General features: G+C 34.2%; 20 protein-coding genes. 14 read left to right on the top strand and 6 right to left on the bottom strand.

Annotated elements, in window-relative coordinates; translation table 11 throughout:
• The first annotated feature begins 11 nt into the window (after window positions 1–11).
• From HNV08_RS04480 to HNV08_RS04415, 14 genes are all read left to right on the top strand, one after another.
• Window positions 12–347, top strand: a complete 336-nt coding sequence (locus HNV08_RS04480; RefSeq protein WP_092445017.1) for an arsenosugar biosynthesis-associated peroxidase-like protein — start codon at window positions 12–14, stop codon at window positions 345–347.
• A gap of 54 nt (window positions 348–401) precedes the next feature.
• Complete coding sequence (arsS, locus tag HNV08_RS04475) at window positions 402–1,463, top strand: arsenosugar biosynthesis radical SAM (seleno)protein ArsS (protein WP_173279971.1); 1,062 nt, start codon at window positions 402–404, stop codon at window positions 1,461–1,463.
• Between the two features lie 77 nt (window positions 1,464–1,540).
• Complete coding sequence (locus tag HNV08_RS04470; RefSeq protein ID WP_173279970.1) at window positions 1,541–2,221, top strand: TIGR04282 family arsenosugar biosynthesis glycosyltransferase; 681 nt, start codon at window positions 1,541–1,543, stop codon at window positions 2,219–2,221.
• An 88-nt stretch (window positions 2,222–2,309) separates the two neighbouring features.
• Window positions 2,310–5,504 (top strand): SusC/RagA family TonB-linked outer membrane protein, encoded by a 3,195-nt coding sequence (locus tag HNV08_RS04465; protein ID WP_173279969.1) that lies wholly within the window; start codon window positions 2,310–2,312, stop codon window positions 5,502–5,504.
• 9 nt (window positions 5,505–5,513) lie between these two features.
• Entirely contained in the window at window positions 5,514–6,956 is a 1,443-nt protein-coding gene (locus tag HNV08_RS04460) for a SusD/RagB family nutrient-binding outer membrane lipoprotein (RefSeq protein ID WP_173279968.1), read from the top strand.
• Between the two features lie 6 nt (window positions 6,957–6,962).
• Window positions 6,963–8,300: a sodium:solute symporter family transporter gene (locus HNV08_RS04455; protein ID WP_173279967.1), complete on the top strand. Its 1,338-nt coding sequence runs from the start codon at window positions 6,963–6,965 to the stop codon at window positions 8,298–8,300.
• Window positions 8,301–8,328: 28 nt separating this feature from the next.
• Complete coding sequence (locus tag HNV08_RS04450) at window positions 8,329–9,156, top strand: metallophosphoesterase family protein (RefSeq protein WP_173279966.1); 828 nt, start codon at window positions 8,329–8,331, stop codon at window positions 9,154–9,156.
• Between the two features lie 30 nt (window positions 9,157–9,186).
• Window positions 9,187–9,696: a rhodanese-like domain-containing protein gene (locus tag HNV08_RS04445; protein ID WP_173279965.1), complete on the top strand. Its 510-nt coding sequence runs from the start codon at window positions 9,187–9,189 to the stop codon at window positions 9,694–9,696.
• Entirely contained in the window at window positions 9,689–10,312 is a 624-nt protein-coding gene (locus tag HNV08_RS04440; RefSeq protein WP_173279964.1) for a TIGR04282 family arsenosugar biosynthesis glycosyltransferase, read from the top strand. The genes HNV08_RS04445 and HNV08_RS04440 overlap by 8 nt, the downstream gene beginning before the upstream one ends.
• Window positions 10,309–11,037 (top strand): T9SS type A sorting domain-containing protein, encoded by a 729-nt coding sequence (locus HNV08_RS04435; protein ID WP_173279963.1) that lies wholly within the window; start codon window positions 10,309–10,311, stop codon window positions 11,035–11,037. Before HNV08_RS04440 ends, HNV08_RS04435 begins: the two co-directional genes overlap by 4 nt.
• A gap of 4 nt (window positions 11,038–11,041) precedes the next feature.
• Window positions 11,042–11,854: a purine-nucleoside phosphorylase gene (locus HNV08_RS04430; RefSeq protein ID WP_173279962.1), complete on the top strand. Its 813-nt coding sequence runs from the start codon at window positions 11,042–11,044 to the stop codon at window positions 11,852–11,854.
• A gap of 253 nt (window positions 11,855–12,107) precedes the next feature.
• Window positions 12,108–13,010, top strand: coding sequence for a sterol desaturase family protein (locus HNV08_RS04425; protein WP_173279961.1), 903 nt, complete (start codon window positions 12,108–12,110; stop codon window positions 13,008–13,010).
• Window positions 13,011–13,021: 11 nt separating this feature from the next.
• The gene (locus tag HNV08_RS04420) at window positions 13,022–13,894 is read left to right on the top strand and encodes a DUF547 domain-containing protein (protein WP_173279960.1); all 873 of its coding nucleotides are present in this window, start codon (window positions 13,022–13,024) and stop codon (window positions 13,892–13,894) included.
• Window positions 13,895–13,927: 33 nt separating this feature from the next.
• Entirely contained in the window at window positions 13,928–14,773 is an 846-nt protein-coding gene (locus HNV08_RS04415; RefSeq protein ID WP_173279959.1) for a TIGR04283 family arsenosugar biosynthesis glycosyltransferase, read from the top strand.
• Between the two features lie 49 nt (window positions 14,774–14,822).
• Here HNV08_RS04415 and HNV08_RS04410 read toward each other — a convergent pair whose 3' ends face one another.
• From HNV08_RS04410 to HNV08_RS04385, 6 genes are all read right to left on the bottom strand, one after another.
• Window positions 14,823–16,274, bottom strand: a complete 1,452-nt coding sequence (locus tag HNV08_RS04410) for a nicotinate phosphoribosyltransferase (protein ID WP_173279958.1) — start codon at window positions 16,272–16,274, stop codon at window positions 14,823–14,825.
• Between the two features lie 221 nt (window positions 16,275–16,495).
• Window positions 16,496–17,227, bottom strand: coding sequence for a metallophosphoesterase family protein (locus HNV08_RS04405; RefSeq protein WP_173279957.1), 732 nt, complete (start codon window positions 17,225–17,227; stop codon window positions 16,496–16,498).
• Window positions 17,224–17,775 (bottom strand): RNA 2'-phosphotransferase, encoded by a 552-nt coding sequence (locus HNV08_RS04400; protein WP_173279956.1) that lies wholly within the window; start codon window positions 17,773–17,775, stop codon window positions 17,224–17,226. The genes HNV08_RS04405 and HNV08_RS04400 overlap by 4 nt, the downstream gene beginning before the upstream one ends.
• Complete coding sequence (locus tag HNV08_RS04395; RefSeq protein WP_173279955.1) at window positions 17,759–17,998, bottom strand: RyR domain-containing protein; 240 nt, start codon at window positions 17,996–17,998, stop codon at window positions 17,759–17,761. Before HNV08_RS04395 ends, HNV08_RS04400 begins: the two co-directional genes overlap by 17 nt.
• 24 nt (window positions 17,999–18,022) lie before the next feature.
• Window positions 18,023–18,862 (bottom strand): ribose-phosphate diphosphokinase, encoded by an 840-nt coding sequence (prs, locus tag HNV08_RS04390; RefSeq protein WP_173279954.1) that lies wholly within the window; start codon window positions 18,860–18,862, stop codon window positions 18,023–18,025.
• A 63-nt stretch (window positions 18,863–18,925) separates the two neighbouring features.
• Window positions 18,926–19,618: an NUDIX hydrolase gene (locus tag HNV08_RS04385; RefSeq protein ID WP_173279953.1), complete on the bottom strand. Its 693-nt coding sequence runs from the start codon at window positions 19,616–19,618 to the stop codon at window positions 18,926–18,928.
• Between the last annotated feature and the right edge of the window lie 154 nt (window positions 19,619–19,772).

Raw genomic sequence — 19,772 nt, 5'->3', positions numbered from 1 at the left:
AAAAATACATTATGTCTAAACCATATTACGACGCAGCAGATTTACGCAAATTTGGAAAAATCACAGAATGGAGTGAAGAACTAGGAAACAAATTCTTTGACTATTACGGAAAAGTTTTTGAAGAAGGCGCACTTACTGCTCGTGAAAAATCGTTAATCGCTTTAGCTGTAGCACATACAGAACAATGTCCTTATTGCATTGATGCGTATACAAAAGATTCGCTTCAAAGAGGTGTAACCAAAGAAGAAATGATGGAAGCCATACATGTTGGTGCTGCTATTAAAAGTGGCGCAACCTTAGTACATGGTGTGCAAATGATGAATAAAGTAAATAAATTAGATGGTTAACCTTAAAACCAATCTCTAGTTTGTTACGTAAGAATTTATAAGATAATTTAATTAATGGCGACAGCAACAAAATCACTAAAAAAGCAAGGAAGCGATTTAGCGCAAAGCAACAAGCAATTAGAAATACTTTCTAATGGTATTTTTCAGAATGGAGAATTACCAACGTTTAAAGCTAAGATTTCTGAAACAAATCAATTTCCCTTAAAAGCAAAAAAGCTCGAAATTCTACAAATCAATGTAGGCTACATGTGCAACCAAGTTTGCGACCATTGCCACGTAGATGCTGGTCCAGACCGTAAGGAAATAATGACCAGAGATACCATGAGACAATGTCTTGAGGTGATTAAAAACACAGGCGCACACACCTTAGATTTAACAGGTGGTGCACCAGAAATGAATCCAGATTTTAGATGGTTTGTTGAAGAAGCTGCTAAAGCGGGAATTAAAGATTTCATTGTACGTTCTAACCTAACCATTATTAGAGCCAATAAAAAATATTACGATTTACCAGAATTCTTTAAAAAACACAATGTGCATGTGGTGAGTTCTATGCCACATTGGACGCGTGGAAAAACCGACAAACAACGAGGCGATGGAGTTTTTGATAAATCCATTAAAGCCTTACAAGAATTAAATGCGGTTGGTTACGGCATGCCAGACAGTGATTTACGTCTCGATTTAGTGTACAACCCGTCTGGTGCCTTTTTACCAGGAGACCAAGCCGCTATGGAAAAGGATTTCAAAAAAGCTTTGATGGAAGATTTTGGTATTGAATTTCACAATTTATTTGCCATTACTAACTTACCAATTGCGCGATTTTTAGATTTCCTTATTGCTTCAGAAAATTACGAAGATTATATGTATTCTTTGGTTGAAGCCTACAATCCAGCTGCTGTAGAAAATGTAATGTGTACCAACACCATTTCTATTAGTTGGGATGGCTATTTGTTTGATTGTGATTTTAACCAGATGTTAGAATTGCCTGTAAACAGCAAGTCTAAACATATTTCAGAATTTAATGAAGAATTATTAGAAGGACGAAACATCGTCATTTCACAACATTGTTACGGTTGCACTGCTGGTGCAGGAAGCAGCTGCCAAGGTGTTGTTGCTTAACCCAATTCCTGTAAAGGCAGGAATCTAGAAATAAAGAAACCAAAATTATTAGATTTCTGCCTTCGCAGGAATGACATATGAATAACCAAACCGCCATATTAATCTTTGCAAATTCTGCAGAAAAAGAATTGATGTCTACATCCCATTCTTCTGCTGATTTTTTTGAATTGCTTAATACAGAAACGGTTAAAACGGTTAAAAAAACAGGTTTACCTTATTTTCATTGTTCTGAAAAAGAACAAATAGGAAACACTTTTGGCGAGCGTTTTACAAATGCTATTGCTGCCATTTACAACAAAGGGTTCAAACAAGTAATTACACTTGGTAACGATATTCCTCATCTTACAGCCAATCACATTTTAAAAGCGAAGGACAAGCTAACTGATTCCGATTTAGTTTTAGGACCTTCTACGGATGGTGGTTTTTATTTAATGGGTTTCAAGAAAACACATTTTAATACAACTAAAATTCAGAATTTACCTTGGCAAACGAAACAGCTTCGTCATTGTTTAAATACGGAATTACAACAGCAACAAATAAAAACAACTTATCTTGAAACCTTATCAGATATCGATGATGCTTCCGATTTTGAAATCATCTTAGAAAGTTTCAAACCTTTAGCTATTAAGATTAAAAAGCTACTCTTAAAACTTCGGAAAGCCATTCAAACATACTCTAGTTTTTCTACTGTTTTTCATGGTAAAACGGTTTTCAAAAAACACTATAATAAAGGCTCGCCTATTTTACTTCATATTTAAAACGGGAATTTAAATTGTACTAATTCCCACGATTTTTTCATTCAAACCAAAACATCTCAAAAAAATCGCCACGTTTTGTGGTCTTAATATGAAGCACATTTACACAGGCTTACTGCTATGCTTATGCTTTTTCAGTAATGCTCAAATTACAATTACCGGAACCGTCACAGATGCGGTTTCTGCAACACCTTTACCGTTTGTAAACATTACATCAAACACAGGTTTAGGCACTACAACAAATGATGATGGCACCTACAGTATTGTCGTGTCGTCTAACTCAGATACACTTACATTTTCGTTTTTAGGTTTTAAATCTCAAACTATTGTGGTTGGCGACCAAACCCTAATTAATATTGCTTTAGAAGAAGATTCTGCGGCTTTAGATGAAGTGGTAATTACAGCTTTAGGTTTAGAACGCGATACCAAAGAATTAGGTTATGCTGTACAAGCGATTTCCTCAAAAAGTTTAAATGAGGTAAAAACCATCAATTTTTTAGACAACCTACAAGGCAAACTAGCTGGTGTAACCGTTACACAAGGTGCAACAGGTGTTGGTTCGTCTTCCAAAATTACCATTAGAGGCGAAGCATCTTTTTCTAATAACAATCCTTTATTTGTAGTAGATGGTGTACCTATTAACAACGAAACGGTTTTTAATTTCACTAATGAAGCTGCTGCTGGATTTCAAGAAATTGATTTCGGAAATGGTGGCATGGAAGTCAATCCGGATGATATTGCGTCTGTTACCGTTTTAAAAGGACCAAGTGCTGCAGCTCTGTATGGCACAAGAGCCTCAAATGGTGTTATTGTTATAGAGACCAAGAATGGCGGTAACAAAAGAGGGTTAGGTATTAGTATTAACTCGTCATTGTTTGTGGATTCGGCGTTTAGATTACCAGATTTTCAAAATTCTTATGGTCAGGGAAATTCCGGCCAATTTGAATATGTAGATGGTCTTGGTGGTGGCATCAACGATAATATTACCTATTCTTGGGGACCGCGTTTAGATGCAGGTTTACTTATTCCGCAATTTGATAGTCCTGTGCAATTAGCAAACGGTTCTTTTGTAAGAGGTGGCGACACGGCACTTTATAATGGCTTAGATATTACTGCGACGCCTTTTGTGTCTAATCCAGATAATTTAAAAGATTTCTACCAAACTGGAACCACAACCATTAATAATATTTCAATCTCTAATGGATTTGATACCGGAAATTACCGCTTATCGTTTACAGATTTAAGAAGTGAATCTATTATTCCTGGTGTTAATTTAGATCGACAAACCGTTGCGGCTAAATTAAATTTTAATCCAAGTGAAAAGACTAAAATCAACGCGTCTTTAAGTTATATAAATTCTAGTAGCGACAACAGACCTTCTAATGGTTACGGAAGCGAAAACGCCAATTATTCGCTTGTGGCTTGGGGACCACGCTCTTTAAATATTGAAAGTTTAAAGGATTATTGGCAACCTGGTTTAGAAGGCACACAACAATATTCTTTTAATTATACCTTTTTTGATAATCCGTATTTTATCTTGAATGAAAACACCAATTCATTTAATCGCGACCGCATTTTTGGTAACATTTCTATGACACAAGAATTAGCCAAAAACTTAAGTATTTCCTTAAGAACAGGAATGGATTACAGTACAGAAAAGCGTCAATTAAGACGTGCATACAGTAGCAACCGTTTTAGCAATGGTGCTTATGCAGAGCACGATGTGATGTTTAGAGAAGTGAATACAGATTTTTTAATTAACTATAAAAATCAATTTAATGACTTTTCGGTGGATGTGTTTTTAGGCGGAAATAGACTCAACCAAACCGCAACAACAAATCAGTCGCAAACCGTGAGTTTGGCACAACCAGGAATTTACAATCTCAATAATGCAGCTTCACCCATTGAAACGTTTCAGTTTGAAAGTGAAAAACGCATCAATTCATTTTATGGCATTACAAAATTCGGTTATAAAGACTTTTTATTTTTAGACATTACTGGCAGAAACGATTGGTCTAGTGCTTTAGCAACACCATTTTCGGTAGATGGCACATCGTTCTTCTACCCTTCTGTATCGTCGAGTTTTATTCTATCTAACGTTACGGAATTACCGAGTATATTTTCATTTGCGAAGCTAAGAGCTAGTGTGGCGCAAGTCGGCAATGATACCAGCGCGTACCAAACCTCTGGTGCTTTTGTATCGCAAACGCCTTACAATAGTGAGCCAACGTTTAGCAACCAAGATTTTATTCCTAATTCTAATTTAAAACCAGAACGCACCACATCTTATGAATTTGGTACAGATTTACGTTTTTTAGATAATAAATTACGTTTAGATTTTACGTATTACAATGCCAACACTGAAGACCAAATCATTTCTTTACCTGTGGCTATTTCTTCCGGTTACAGTCAGCAAGTGGTTAATGGTGGAAACGTAAATACACAAGGTGTAGAAATCATTTTAGGTATTACACCAATACAAACGGATAATTTTAATTGGAATACCACCTTAAATTTTGCCACAAACCGTTCCATTATTAAAGATTTACCACAATCTGATGGACGATTAACGCTCGCTTACAGTAGAATTTACGATAGTTCTAATCAAACCGTTTGGTTTCAAGTGGAAGAAGGCGGTCGCGTTGGCGATTTCTATGGAACTGGCTATCAGAAAAACGAAAACGGTCAGTTTTTAATTGATGATAACGGGAATTACATTGCAGATGACAATTTAAAAAAGCTAGGAAATTACAATCCAGATTTCACATTAGGTTGGCGCAATAATTTCAACTACAAAAATTGGAACCTAAGCTTTTTATTCGATTGGCGACAAGGTGGCGAAATCGTTTCTAGAACACGTGCTTTAGGAAATGTTGGTGGCCAATTGGCCGAAACCAGTTACAGACCAGACGACGGTATTGTAGCGCAAGGTGTTAATGTTAACACTGGTTCAGCAAATACGGTTGCCATTACAGCAGAAAGTTATTACAGACAGTTTTACGATAGAAACCATGAAGAAAACAATATTTACGATGCATCATTTTTAAAACTGCGTCAATGTGCCATTGGTTACACCTTTAATTTTAAAGATGGCTTTTTAGGCTTAAAAGAAGGTGCAGATTTAAACCTGTCTTTGGTAGGAAATAATTTATTCGCCATTACTGAAAATCCACATTTTGACCCAGAACAATTAGCCGTACAAGGCAACGGATTTGTAAGTGGTGTTGAAGATATGAGTTATGCCACAACACGAAGCATTGGTTTTAAAGCCGGATTTAATTTCTAAAATAGTACGATGAAAAAAATTATATATACCATTTCAATTTTAAGCTTAATTTTTACAACAAGCTGCACCAAAGATTTTGAAGACATTAATACAAATCCTAACTCGCCAAGTTCAGTACAACCGAGTTTGTTACTGAGACAAGTTATATACGATTTTGGCGAAAATATGAGCTACGAAGGTTTTGTTGCTGGCGACTTGTTATCACAACACAGAACCGCTTTAGATTTTAATTTATTTGATAGACATGCTTTAAAATCGCCACAATTAGGTGGTAATCCTTGGCCTATATTTTATACCAACTTAAGAGATAATGAAATCATTTTAAAGCAATCACAAACTGTAGAGACTTTTGCGGTTTATGAAGGTCCTGCGTTAATTTTAAAAGCTTATATGACAGCTGGCTTAACCGATTTATTTGGAGACGTTCCTTATTTTGAAGCCTTTAATGGTGTTGAAGGTTCTGTTACACCAACCTATGATTTACAGGAAGCTATTTACCTCAACGATAACGGTATTTTAGATAATTTAGATAAAGGTATTGCTGCCATTGAAGCCTATTCAGATGCTATTCCACTAGAAGGCGATATTTTATTTAATGGCGATTTAGAGGCTTGGATAAAATTTGCAAATGCCTTAAAAATTAAACATTTGCTTCGTATTTCAGATAAAGTAGATGTTTCAAGCGAAATGCAAACCTTATTTGATGAAGGCAATTATATCACTTCAAACAGTGAGAATGCTATTTTCAATTTTACCAATACAGACCCAAACAGTTTTAGATTAGCACAATTGCGAATTGGCGATTTCAACAACTTCGTATTATCAGAAACGATGGAAGACATTTTAATCAATTTAAACGACACTAGAATTTCGAGTTTATTTCGTCCATTTTCAAATTCAACTACAAATGAATATAACGGATTATTAAATGGAATTGACGCGTCTTCCACGTCTATTGCCTTAGCCGATTATTCGTTAGCAAGCACAGCTTTTAGAGAAGACACATCCACTTTAGATGCTAATTTTATTACCGCTTGGGAAGTGCAATTTTCTTTAGCAGAAGCGGCTGCCAGAAACATAATTTCGGCAGATGCACAAACCTTATACAATAATGGTGTTATTTTAGCATTTGAGTATTGGAACACGGAATTACCAGCGGATTATTTAACTGGTCCTGCAGCTTACAATGCTTTTGGGTCTAATCCTATTGAGCAAATTTTGACTCAAAAATGGATTGCGAATGTTATTAATGGCTATGAAGGTTGGATAGAATACAGAAGAACAGGTTTCCCAGAATTACAAACTATTTCTGCGAGTTTAAATAATGATATCATTCCGGTAAGAATGCCTTATCCTGCAGAAGAAGAAGCTTTAAATTTTGAAAATTATAGTGTTGCTGCATCTGCAACCGACAACAATAGTATTAATGTTCCAGTGTGGTGGAATGAATAAAAACGTATGGATATAATTGACTGGCAATGGCTTTTAATAGTTGCATCGAGTGTTTTGCTCTTTGTGCTTTCGCCATTAGCTAAAACTACTGACCAATTTTTTAAGGCGGTTCATAACCGAAAAGCGCCAAATGCTTTGGTGCTTACTGGTAGCCTTATTATTTCTTGGATTTTTGCCAAGAGTATTACCAATGCTGCCAATTTAGGTTTAAGCTTTGGTATTGTTGGTGGTGTGGCTTATGCTGGTTATTATTTATCTTTTGCTGTGGCAGGTTTATTAATTTATAAGATTAGAACCGTTGGTGGTTTTAAAAGTATTCATGAATTCCTGACGAGCAAATTTGGCAAAGGCGCCATGGCCTTATTTTCAATTTTAATTGCCATTCGTTTGTTTAATGAAGTTTGGAGTAACACCATGGTTATTGGTAGTTATTTTGGAGACATTGGCAGTTCAGCCTACTACAAAGCCATTATTGTTTTTACAGTACTAACCTTAGCCTATGCGATTAAAGGCGGATTGAGTAGTTCAATTTTCACAGATGTCATTCAAATGGTATTATTTAGCATTTTATTGTTAGTCATTCTTTGGAAAATCTTCTCAGTAGAATCCTTTAGCGATAGCGATGTTTCCTCTTCAGGCACATGGAGTTTTGAGTTGGGTTTAAATCTGTTTTTCGCAGCTATTATTCAATCGTTTAGTTATCCGTTTCACGATCCAGTTTTAACAGATAGAGCTTTTATAAGTTCGCCAAAAGTCACACGGAAAAGCTTTTTGTGGGCAAGTTTATTAGGTGGCATTTGCATCGTTTTATTTAGTATTATTGGCGTATATGCACAAACGCAAGGCTTTACTGGTCAGGCAGCAGTGCAAGTTGGTAAAGCATTTGGTGTAATTATTCTGTTAGTCATTAATTTTATAATGATAACCTCTGCAGCTTCAACCTTAGACTCTACATTTTCATCCTTTTCCAAATTATTAGCAATTGATTTAGGCATGGTAAAAGACCTCACTTTTGGACGAGCGTCCATGGCTGCTATTGCCATTTTAGGAACTTTGCCAATTTTTCTTGAAGCTGAAATATTATCCGCAACCACCATTTCAGGAACTATGGTTATTGGCTTAACACCTATTTTTCTATTCTGGAAAATGAAAGTCCCAAAAATTAGTTTTTATCTTAGTGTTATAACAGGAATTACTTTTGGATTCTTATTGGTTTTTAATGTATTTCCTGAAGCCTTAATTTTCACTCAAGGAAAATATGCCGACTTGCTATGGGTAAATATTTGGGGAATTTTAAGTTGTAATATTTTATATTTCATTCCTAAATGGCTAAAATTAAAATAACAAGCTGTCCGATGCAGTAACAAAAACAATGAATAAAAACATAACAGACATAGGTCATTTAACTGATAAAGTATTACTCTTTGGTGGTGTTTACAGTAATCTTCAAGCGCTTGAAGCCCTTATTACTGTAGCTGAATCAGAAGGTATTTTGCCAGAAAACTGTATTTGTACAGGCGATATCATTGGGTATTGCGCTCAGCCAGAAGAAACCATTCAAACATTTAAAAATTGGAAAGCACGCAGTATTGTTGGTAATGTAGAAATACAACTGCGCGATGATGAAGATGATTGTGGTTGCGATTTTAGGGAAGGCTCTCGCTGTGATAATTTTTCGCAACAATGGTATCCTTATGCTAAGAGTAAATTATCACAAGATTCATTAAATTATCTTGAAACGCTTCCGGACCATATTAAATTTACATCGGGCAATAAAACCGTTTCTGTGGTCCATGGTTCTTATTTTAATGTTTCAGAATTTATATTTAAATCCACAGCTTGGTCTACCAAACAATTAAATTTTGAAGCAACACAAGCTGATATCATTATTGCTGGCCATTGTGGTTTACCTTTTTTAGAACAACAAGATGATAAACTTTGGGTTAATCCTGGTGTTATTGGTATGCCTGCAAACGACGGAAACCCTAACGTTTGGTATGCTATTTTAGACGATTCAAAACCATTGACTACAGTAAATTTCCGTAAATTAGATTATGATTATAAACACACAAATCAACTGATGTTAAACGGATTATTACCAGAATCTTATGCAAAAACCATAGTTACTGGTATTTGGGATAACATGGAAATATTACCCGAAACAGAAAAACAATTACAGGGAAAACCGATATTACTGTAAGGTTAGACCAACTAATTATACTAAACCCTTATGAAAAATTTAATTTTACTATCATTTCTACTTCTAGGCATTGCAGGACATAGCCAAAGTAGCATTAAAAAACTACTAAAAAAATATAACGAAGAAAGCGTGCCTTATATCTCAGTTGACGAATTAGCGATGCCAAAAACCGATGCTATTTTGTTAGATGCTAGAGAAGTTTCAGAATTTAATGTGAGTCATTTGGAAGATGCGATTTGCGTTGGTTATGACGAATTTAATTTAGAAACAACTACGGCATTATTACCAGATAAATCGGCAACCATTGTAGTGTATTGCTCGCTTGGTATTCGCTCAGAAGACGTTGCAGAACAGCTTAAAAATGCTGGATACACCAATGTTTTTAATTTATTTGGCGGTATTTTTGAATGGAAAAATAACGACTTCACAATTTACAATACAGAAGGCGAAACAGATGATGTTCACGCATTTTCTAAAGAATGGAGTAAATGGCTTACAAAAGGAAATAAAATATACGATAAGCTTGAAAATGATGAATAAGAATGCCCTAATAATCTTTACTCGAAATCCCGAATTGGGAAAATGTAAAACACGTTTAGCAAAAACAATTGGTGATCAAAATGCGCTAGATATTTACAAATACCTATTGCAACACACAGCCAATATATCTCAAAAGGTAAATGCAGATATTTTCGTGTTTTATTCAGAAAATATTAGTACAAATGACTTATGGGACAACGACCATTTTATAAAAAAAATACAATCTGGAGGTGATCTTGGAAAGCGTATGCAAAATGCCTTTTCCGATGTATTTAATAGCGACTACGACAAAGCAGTAATAATTGGCAGTGACTTGTTAGATTTAAACGAATTTATAATAGATGAATCTTTTAAAAATTTAGAAAATCAAGATTTTGTAATAGGACCAGCAGAAGATGGAGGCTACTATCTTTTGGGAATGAAACATGCTTACCCTGAAGTGTTTAACATACAAAATTGGGGAGGAGAGACTGTTTACGAGCAAACAATTAACAAACTCAATGATAAAAGTGTGTATGTTTTAAAAACTCTTAACGACATAGATAATGTCGAAGATTTAAAACCATATAAAGTTTTCGAAAAATATTTAACAAACCACCAAATGTGTAAATTATGAAAACAAAATTACTTTTTATTTGCTTTATTTTTTCTGCAATTTCTACTGTTTATTCCCAATGCTCAGTGATGGCTACGGATTTTGAAAACAATAGCAGTATTCCAATGTACAATGTAATGGGAGATGTTACAGTTGTGCTAAACACAAATAATACCGTTACGCTCAACTTAGGAGACAATTTTACTACAGCTGCAGGACCAGACATTAGAGCCTATTTTGTTGCCTCAAATGGAGCTACAGATGCAACCTTAAGAAATTCGTTAATTTCTAATCTAGAAAACTTTGAGTTTGGCTTAGTTGGTTCTAACTCTGTCAATCAAAACGGTTCAAAAATGTTTACCGTAAACATTCCAACTAATGCCAATATATCTAATTACGACCTCGTATTTTTTTACTGCCAACAATTTGATCAATTTTGGGATTTTGGTAAAATAATTCCATTTACAAATACAACCTGTTCTGCATTAAATGTAGTAGAAAACACCTTATCACAACAAATAAGTTTATCACCAAATCCTGCAAATGACATTTTAGAAATTTCTAATAATGCACAAACCAATATTAATTTCTCTGTGTACAATACATTAGGAGACCGTATTTTAGAATATAAAAATCTCACGAAACAAACACAAACCATTGATATTTCTTCATTAAAAACTGGGTTATATTTAATACGTTTTTCAGTTAATGGTAATACCTTTACAAAAAAGCTAATTAAACATTAACTCAATGATTAAATTTATAACAGAAAGCACTGAATATTTACAAAGCAAAGGTTTTGAAAATCCCGAAATAGGTATCATTCTTGGTACTGGTTTAGGACAATTAATTAATGAAATTGAAATCATTGCAGAAGCTAGTTATAATCACATTCCTAATTTTCCAACGGCAACTGTAGAGTTTCATAAAGGCAAACTTATTTATGGTATTCTAGAAGGTAAAAAAGTCGTTGTGATGCAAGGTCGTTTTCATGTTTATGAAGGTTACACGTTGCAAGATGTGACGTTTCCGGTAAGAATTATGGAAAAATTAGGTATTAAAACGCTATTGGTTTCTAATGCTGCAGGTGCAATAAATTTAGATTTCAAAAAAGGCGAATTAATGCTTATTGACGACCACTTGAATTTACAAGGTGGTTCGCCATTAGCGTTTAAAGGCGTTTCAGAATTAGGCGAACGTTTTACAGATATGAGTGCACCTTATGACGCTGACATCAACTCAAAATTCGAAACGATTGCTAAAGCCCAAAACATTACCTTACACAAAGGTGTTTATGCTAGTGTTGTTGGACCACAATTAGAAACGAGAGCCGAATACAGAATGCTAAAAACCATTGGCGCAGATGCTGTTGGTATGAGCACTGTACCAGAAATTATTGTCGCTAACCATTTGAATTTAAAAGCGGCTGCTGTTTCGGTTTTAACTGATGAGTGCGACCCAGACAATCTTAAACCTGTTGATATTGCTGAAATTATCGCCATGGCAGGAAAAGCAGAACCAAACATGATTACGTTGTTTAAAGAATTGATAAAGACACTTTAATAATTGGCAGTCCTCAGTTTGCAGTCTTCAGTCTCACTGATACGCAACTAAACGCTGAAAACCTTGTAGGTGTAAAGTATAAACTAAATTATTATCGCGAAATATCCTGCAAGGTCTTTTTTCGACCTTGTAGGTATAATCCATAATCAAGACCTAGCAGGTTTAAAAACCTAGCAGGTCTAAATATATAAAAAGAGATTCCTGCCTTCGCAGGAAGAACAAAAGAAGACACCCATTTTCATGGAAACAAAAGATGGAAAAATATCTAGACATATTCACAAAATCCTATTCCGATTATTGGAACTATTTAAAATATGAGCTCATTGACATCAATCATTGGGACAATTTTTTCTATGGTTTAATTATAATTTCAATAGTCGTTTGGCTTTTAGAAATTATATTTCCTTGGCGAAAAAATCAAGCCTTAATCCGGAAGGATTTTTGGTTAGATACGTTCTATATGTTCTTCAATTTTTTTCTTCTGAATTTAATTGTCTTCATTGCTTTGTCAAATACAGTTTCAGAATTATTTAATGATATTTTAGGCTTCGTTGGTTTATCGGTTTCTAGCTTTCAATTGTTTGATGTAGATGATTTACCAAAGTGGTTAGGCCTATTTATCTTTTTTATAGTGTCCGATTTTGTACAATGGAACACGCATCGGCTTTTACATCGTTTTGAATGGCTATGGAATTTCCACAAAGTACATCATTCTGTTAAGGAAATGGGCTTTGCCGCACACTTGCGTTACCATTGGATGGAACCAGTGATGTACAAGTCTATTTTATACATTCCTATTGCTATTATTGGCGGTTTTGATGCGCAAGATGTGGCTATCGTCTATTTCTTTAGTATTGCTGTTGGCCATTTAAACCATGCTAATTTGGGTTGGGATTATGGGTTTTTAAAATACATTTTTAATAATCCTAAAATGCATATCTGGCATCATGTAAAAGAATTGCCAAAAGACGTAAGGTATGGTGTTAATTTCGGACTAACATTAAGTCTTTGGGATTACATTTTTAAAACCGATTATATACCACACGATGGTAGAGATATTGAATTAGGTTTTGAAGGCGATGAAGAATTTCCTAAAGATTTTATTAGTCAGGAATTGTATCCTGCATTCTCAAAAAAACGAGAATCTGATGTTTAAAACTTCAACCAATGAAATATCTTTTTGCTTTAATTGTATCACTATTTATAATGTCTTGCGTTACAAAAAAGCAGACTATTAAAACAGAAAATAATACTTCTGAAACGGTTAGTACAGAATCTAATATAACCGAATCCTCTACAATTATTGAGCAACCTGAATCTCAAAATGAAACGGTTGTTGAGTCAGAAGAAGACATAATTCCACTGCCACCAAAACCACCGAAACCCTTATCTAATTATAAAGATGTAATGCATAACCGATGGAACAAAATTTTACAAAACCATGTTTCTGAATCTGGTAATGTTAATTATAAAGGCATAAAAAACGAATCTGAATTTGAGGTTTATATTGATTACCTTAGTGAAACACTACCTGATGACAGTTGGACAAAAGACGAAAAATTAGCCTATTGGATTAACGCTTACAATGCCTTAACCGTAGATTTAATTCTTAGACATTATCCTGTAAAAAGCATTAAAGACATTAAAGACCCTTGGGACCAAAGGCTTTGGCAATTTGGCGACAAATGGCAAAACCTTAATGATATTGAACATAAGATTTTAAGAGAAATGAACGAACCTCGTATTCATTTTGCTATTGTTTGTGCATCTATCTCGTGTCCTAAATTACAGAACGAGGCCTTTACCGCTTCAGATTTAGAAACGCAATTAACAAATGCGACTAAAGAATTTTTAAACGATTCTACTAAAAATGAATTAACCGAAAACCACATAAAACTGTCTAAAATTTTTAAATGGTTTAAAAAGGATTTTGAACACGATGGCGATTTAATCGAATTTTTAAATCAAAATGCTGACCTAAAAATTTCAAGTTCAGCTAAAAAAAGTTTCAAAGATTACAACTGGAATTTGAACGATTAAAAACTCACCTAAAACATTTTTCGTAAGTAAACTATGATAAGTATAATTATTCCTGTTTTAAATGAAGCTGATAATATTGGTAAATTATTACACCATATTAATCAAAATACATTGGCTTCAAACATTTCGGAAATAATTATTGTTGATGGTGGAAGTACGGATGGAACATTACAAATTATTAGCGATTTCGTCGCTTCGAGGGATTCTGATCAACGTGAAGCATCGTATGGAGAAAAAAATAAAATAGTTCTCGATACAAAATTCCAAAAAAGGAATTTCACTCGAACTGACGTGCAACAAAGTAGTGACTTAAGTAATCCAAAAACAAGTTCGGCATCCCAAATTCAACCTAAAATTGTATTGGTTAATTCTGAAAAAGGTAGAGCCAAACAAATGAATTTGGGTGCAAAACATGCCAAAGGCAGCATTTTATATTTTCTTCATGCGGATTCTTTTCCACCAAAAAATTTTGACCAACTGATTATTAATGAGGTTAACAAAGGAAATAAAGCTGGTTGTTTTAGAATGCAGTTTGATAGTAAGCATTGGTGGTTACGTTTAGCGAGTTGGTTGACGCAATTTTCTTGGCGTGCTTGCAGAGGTGGCGATCAAAGTCAGTTTATAACGCGAACACTTTTTGATGATATTGGTGGTTATGATGAAAATTATATCATTTACGAAGACAATATTTTAATTAACGAACTCTACGCCAGAAACCAATTTGTTGTGATTAATAAAAAGCTAAAAACCTCAGCTCGTATGTATAACAAGCATGGTATTTGGAAAGTGCAATATCACTTTTGGACTATTTATATAAAGAAGATGTTTGGTGCTTCGGCTGAAGAACTGCAAGCATATTATAAAAAGAGCGTCTGTTAAAAAACAAAACCTACAAGATTATTAGAACCTTGTAGGTTATTATAAGAAGTTAAGATTTTATTCGTTTTCTAATTTCGGTCAAACTTTCATCGATTAACAATTTACCATCGCGATAAACCTCTTTTAATTCGCCTTGGTTTTCTTCTTCCCAAGAGACTTGGTCTATTAATTGGTAAACACCATTTTGCTTTTCGATTTTAATTAAACCTTTAGCCGATTTCTTTGTACCATCATCTGTAATAGGATCTTTATAAATTTCGCGTCCTTCGCCATTTACTTCGCCATAGGTCGCTTTCATTGCAAATCCAAAGGTATCTCTTGTATTATATTGGTATGTAAAAGAACCAATACCTAAAACCACATTAGTTGAAGCAAAGCCTTTTTGTTTTAGACGCTCGCAAATTTGAGTCGCTCTATCTAAGGTGATGCTATCTCCATAAATGGCTCCAATATGTGCGTCTAATTCCTTATAACCTTTAGCGTTAGTTGTTCCTCCAAAAATCTCCCAAAGTAGTTCAATAACCCCTTTTTTCTCTTCAGTAGATGTGCCATTTGGATGACCACAAATAATATCTACAGGATCACCAGAATCTGGTCTTATCACAACTTTTCCGTCTCTTGCTAATACTTCGTTTTTAAGATTCGGTAAATATTCGGTAAGTACTTTCCATAAATCCCAAGTATCTGAAACAATAGACACAATACCATTTGCATAGACTTCTGTAATTAAACGTTTAAAGGTTTCTTGCTCTCCCAAATTAGTGCCCATACACATTACAGAATGTTCGGTTGCTGCGACAGAACCACCAATTAATTCGGTATCTGAATTGGCATTGTAATAATCCTCTAAAAAATCGATGGTTGGAATAGTATCTGTACCTGTAAAACTCAACAGATGTGCTGCTGACGACATTACAGCGGCTTCTAATCCTGCCATTCCTCGCATTGAAAAATCGTGACCTTGCCAATCTACAAATTCTGGAACTGACGACGTTTCTAAGGCATATTTATCTAAAATTGTTCGGTATTCTTTGGCTATAGTTGCCGAGTTACAAGGCATCCAAAGTGTGGTAGACAATAAGGTTTCGAAATAATTTGTGAGCCAAAAAAATTCTGGTTTTGTATTGTACATCGTTACCATTGGCACTCTAATTGGCACTTGCACACCTTCTGGCAACGCTTTTATAACCATTGGCAAATAGCCTAAATCATGAAGCGCTTCTATATGATCGATACCTACTTGGTTTGGCCCTAAATAATTATTGATACGTCTAGAGTAACGTTTACATATCTCAGCTTTTGGTTGATTGAAAAAATTAGTATTAAAATCCTCAATCATGTATTTTTTAATGAAATATTGCAACCCAAAAAACACAACATTTTCTATGCCTTCTATTCTACTCTTTCTCGGTGTCCAGTTAGAATATACTAATGTTGTTCCTTCTGGATATTGTCTTCTGTGGTCTACTTTGTAACCGTCTGTATATAATAGTGGATTCATAATAAAACTATTTAATTTGCGTAATATATACACAAATATATATTTTAATTTTGAGGCGACAAAATAATTTGCGTTTTATTTACGCAAATTATCTTTAAAACTTGTTGTTAAGTTGTAATTGTGGGTTAAAATTTAAAAATTGTAGTGATTGGAAGTTGAGATTAATTATAAGAATTACACCCCTAAAATTCCCTCAAAGGGACAGTCTCACTGTTGCTTTTCTATTTATTTCTACCAGTCTCATTAGGATAATAATCCATAACTCTGTCTGTTTGAAACACTTCTTTAGTATCCACATCTATAGCAGATAAAGGGCCTTTAAAAGCAGCTCCTGTATCTACATTCCAGACATTAACAGCATTCATTGGCCTTGTTTGAGAATAATTGGTTGTAGGTGTATGACCAATATAGATTTCCGAATAATGTTTTAAACGATTAGGATATAATTCGGAATGCTTTTCTATACGCTTGTCCATGGTCAATGCCATTTCCCAAAGGGTTCTATCAAAATAAAAATTTTGGATATTAAATTCTTTGTTTACACCATGCATAGACGTAAAACCAGCATGAAGAAATAATCGGTTTTTTGCATCAATATGATACATCGCTAAATCTTCAAAAAACTTAAGATGCATTTTTTTATCGTGATCCGAAACACCAATATAACTTTCTATTGATTCCTTTCCTCCATGTTGATACCAAACCTCATTGATAAAACCAGATGCCAACCATTGTTCGCACCAAGCATCATGATTTCCCTTAATAAAGGTACATGTATTTGTCTTTGATAAGTCTATTAAATATGAAATAACTTGGGCAGATTCACTCCAACCATCAACGTAATCACCTAAGAAAATAAGCACATCATCCTTAGTGATTTGAAGATTCTCTATAAGCTGTTTTAAGGCCTTAAATCCTCCGTGAATATCTCCTATAGCAAATGTTCTTTTCATTCTTTTAGTGTTATATATTCTAATGGCACAGTTTCCGTTAACCACACACCATTTTCTGAGCAGTAAAACTTAAAACCATCGCGATGCATTTTACCAGATGCTACATTTAAAATTAAGGCTTTCCCTCTTCGATTTCCTACCTTTAAAGCCGTCTCTACATCTTTACTTAAATGTACATGTTGCCTGCTTTGCTTTAGTAAGCCATATGTATTAATAGAATCCATAAACTTTGCAACCGTTCCATGCCATAAAACATCTGGTGGTTTTATGGGTTCTAATTGTAAATCTACAGTTTTTACGGAATGCCCTTGATTAGCTCGTATTAAGGATTTGTTATCATTAAAGGCAAAACGTTGTTTATCATTTGTGGCTACAATCTCTATTAATTCTTCCTTTGAAAAGCTTCTCTTTTTGGCTTTTGATTTCTCTATGAGTTCATCAACTTTTGCCCAACCGTTTTCGTTTAATTGTAGGTTGATATGTTCTGGCTGATGTCTTAACACCAAACTCAGAAATTTGCTTATTCTTTTTTTATGTTGTTCGTTCATTAGTAATCGCTTCTATAATCTGAACTGCAAAATTCCGATCTAATTGTTTCATGCTTTCTGAAAGTTCTTCATACGGTTTGAAACATTCTTTTTGCCATCGTTCTTTTCGTTCTTTAGAAATATTGGGTTCTGTTTCAATAATGTTTTTTGCCCAAGTTGTCCACATGTTATGGATGTGTTTTGATACCAACTCTAAAGTAATATTTGCATCGTCTATCATCATTTCGCTATAAAATTCTAATAATTTTCATCTAAGAATGTCGTTCAATGCTATCTGTACAACACCAACCTCATCTATATTCTTAAAACTATCTGTTGTAAAAATGGTTTCAAAATGTTGATTCAGAGCTTCTACACCTTTACTAAATATGCCATGACTTATGGCCAAATATAATTGGCCTGCATTTTTCTTTTTGAGTTCTTCTGCTAAACCCATAAATGTTCCGCCTCCATCACAAATATCATCTACAATTAAACAGGCTTTACCTTCTAAATCATCTTCGTAGACCTTAAACCCTTCAAGTTTTCCGTTGGTTACGTTTCGTTTTTTAGAACACTCTATAACTGGGAATCCGCCAAGAAATTCGCTCACTTTATAAATCTTTTTTAAAGCACCTCCATCTGGTGAAATGAGTAAAACTTCAGAATTGATACGTCGTATTACCTGCTCAATAAACGTATGGTTAGTCATCACTTTACAATTGTTCACTACAGCTGCTGTGACTTCTGAATGCGGATCGAAAACCGAAACAGATTCAAAATTTAAACTATTAATAACCTCTGCATAGACCTTTACTGACAAAGCTTCTCCAGGAATCATAACACGATCTTGACGTGCTGCTGGCATATATGGCAAAAACAAATGCATGGTTTTTACATCCATTCTACGCAAAGCATCCACAGCAATCAGTAGCAACCCTAAATCATTAAAGGATTGAATTCTGGTTGTTACCGTAACTTCTGTGACCTCATTTAAATCCGAAAGTATCTTAATATGAGGCTCGCCTCCAGAGAATGTAAAACTATTAAACTGAATGGTATTGTCTTTTCCTAAAGGTTGAAACGAAGTATCTAAATTTAAAATCATTTGCGTTATTTTTACACAAATGTAGATTGAAATTATGAATCGACCAAATATTTTGTGTAAAAACTACACAAACTTAATATCAAAGTGGAAGCCATCATCCACTAGAGTATCATATTTTTGCTTATTAAATTTAAATAGTTTTGCTGGTCTACCACTGCCTTCTTGGTGTAATTTATCAGTTTCTTCAACAAAACCAAAACTCTTAATTTTTTTTCTGAAGTTGCGTCTATCTATATCTCGACCTAATATTGTAGTATATAAATGTTCTAAATCTGAGAACGGAAATTCTGGAGATAGTAAATCAAAACCAATAGGTTGGTACATTAATTTGCCTTTTAATCGTTGTGCTGCCATTTGAAATATCTTCTTATGGTCAAAAGCCAATTTTGGCAAATCATTTACTGGAAACCACTTAGCGTCTACGGCATCTGTATCGCCTTTTATTTTAAAATGATTTGGCCTAACTAAACCAAAATAACTCACTGATATTACTCTATTTCTTGGATCTCTGTTTGGCTTTCCGAAGGTGTACAATTGTTCTAAATAATCAATTCTTACACCTGTTTCTTCTTTGAGCTCTCGTTTTACTGCTGCCTCTAAAGATTCGCGTTCTAACACTAATCCTCCTGGCATGGCCCAAGCATCTTTAAAAGGTTCTATACCTCTCTTAATTAATAAAACCGATAAATTCCCTTTAGACTCGTAGCCAAAAATCACTGCATCTACGGCTACTTTTATATCTTGTTGTAACGCCATGTTTTGTTTGTGTAATATTGACACAAATATACTAACATTGTTAAAATCTTGATAATGAAAACCTATAATTTTTCTTAAAGATGTTAAACTTAAGTAAAATATGACTTAACAAAATTATAAATTGAGTTTCAGAATTATTTCATTCTTCTACTTT

Origin of the sequence: Winogradskyella eckloniae (assembly GCF_013249045.1) — a bacterium.
GTDB lineage: Bacteria > Bacteroidota > Bacteroidia > Flavobacteriales > Flavobacteriaceae > Winogradskyella > Winogradskyella eckloniae.
The sequence above is the reverse complement of the archived record's forward strand: the minus strand, read 5'-3'. Positions and strand labels throughout refer to the sequence as shown.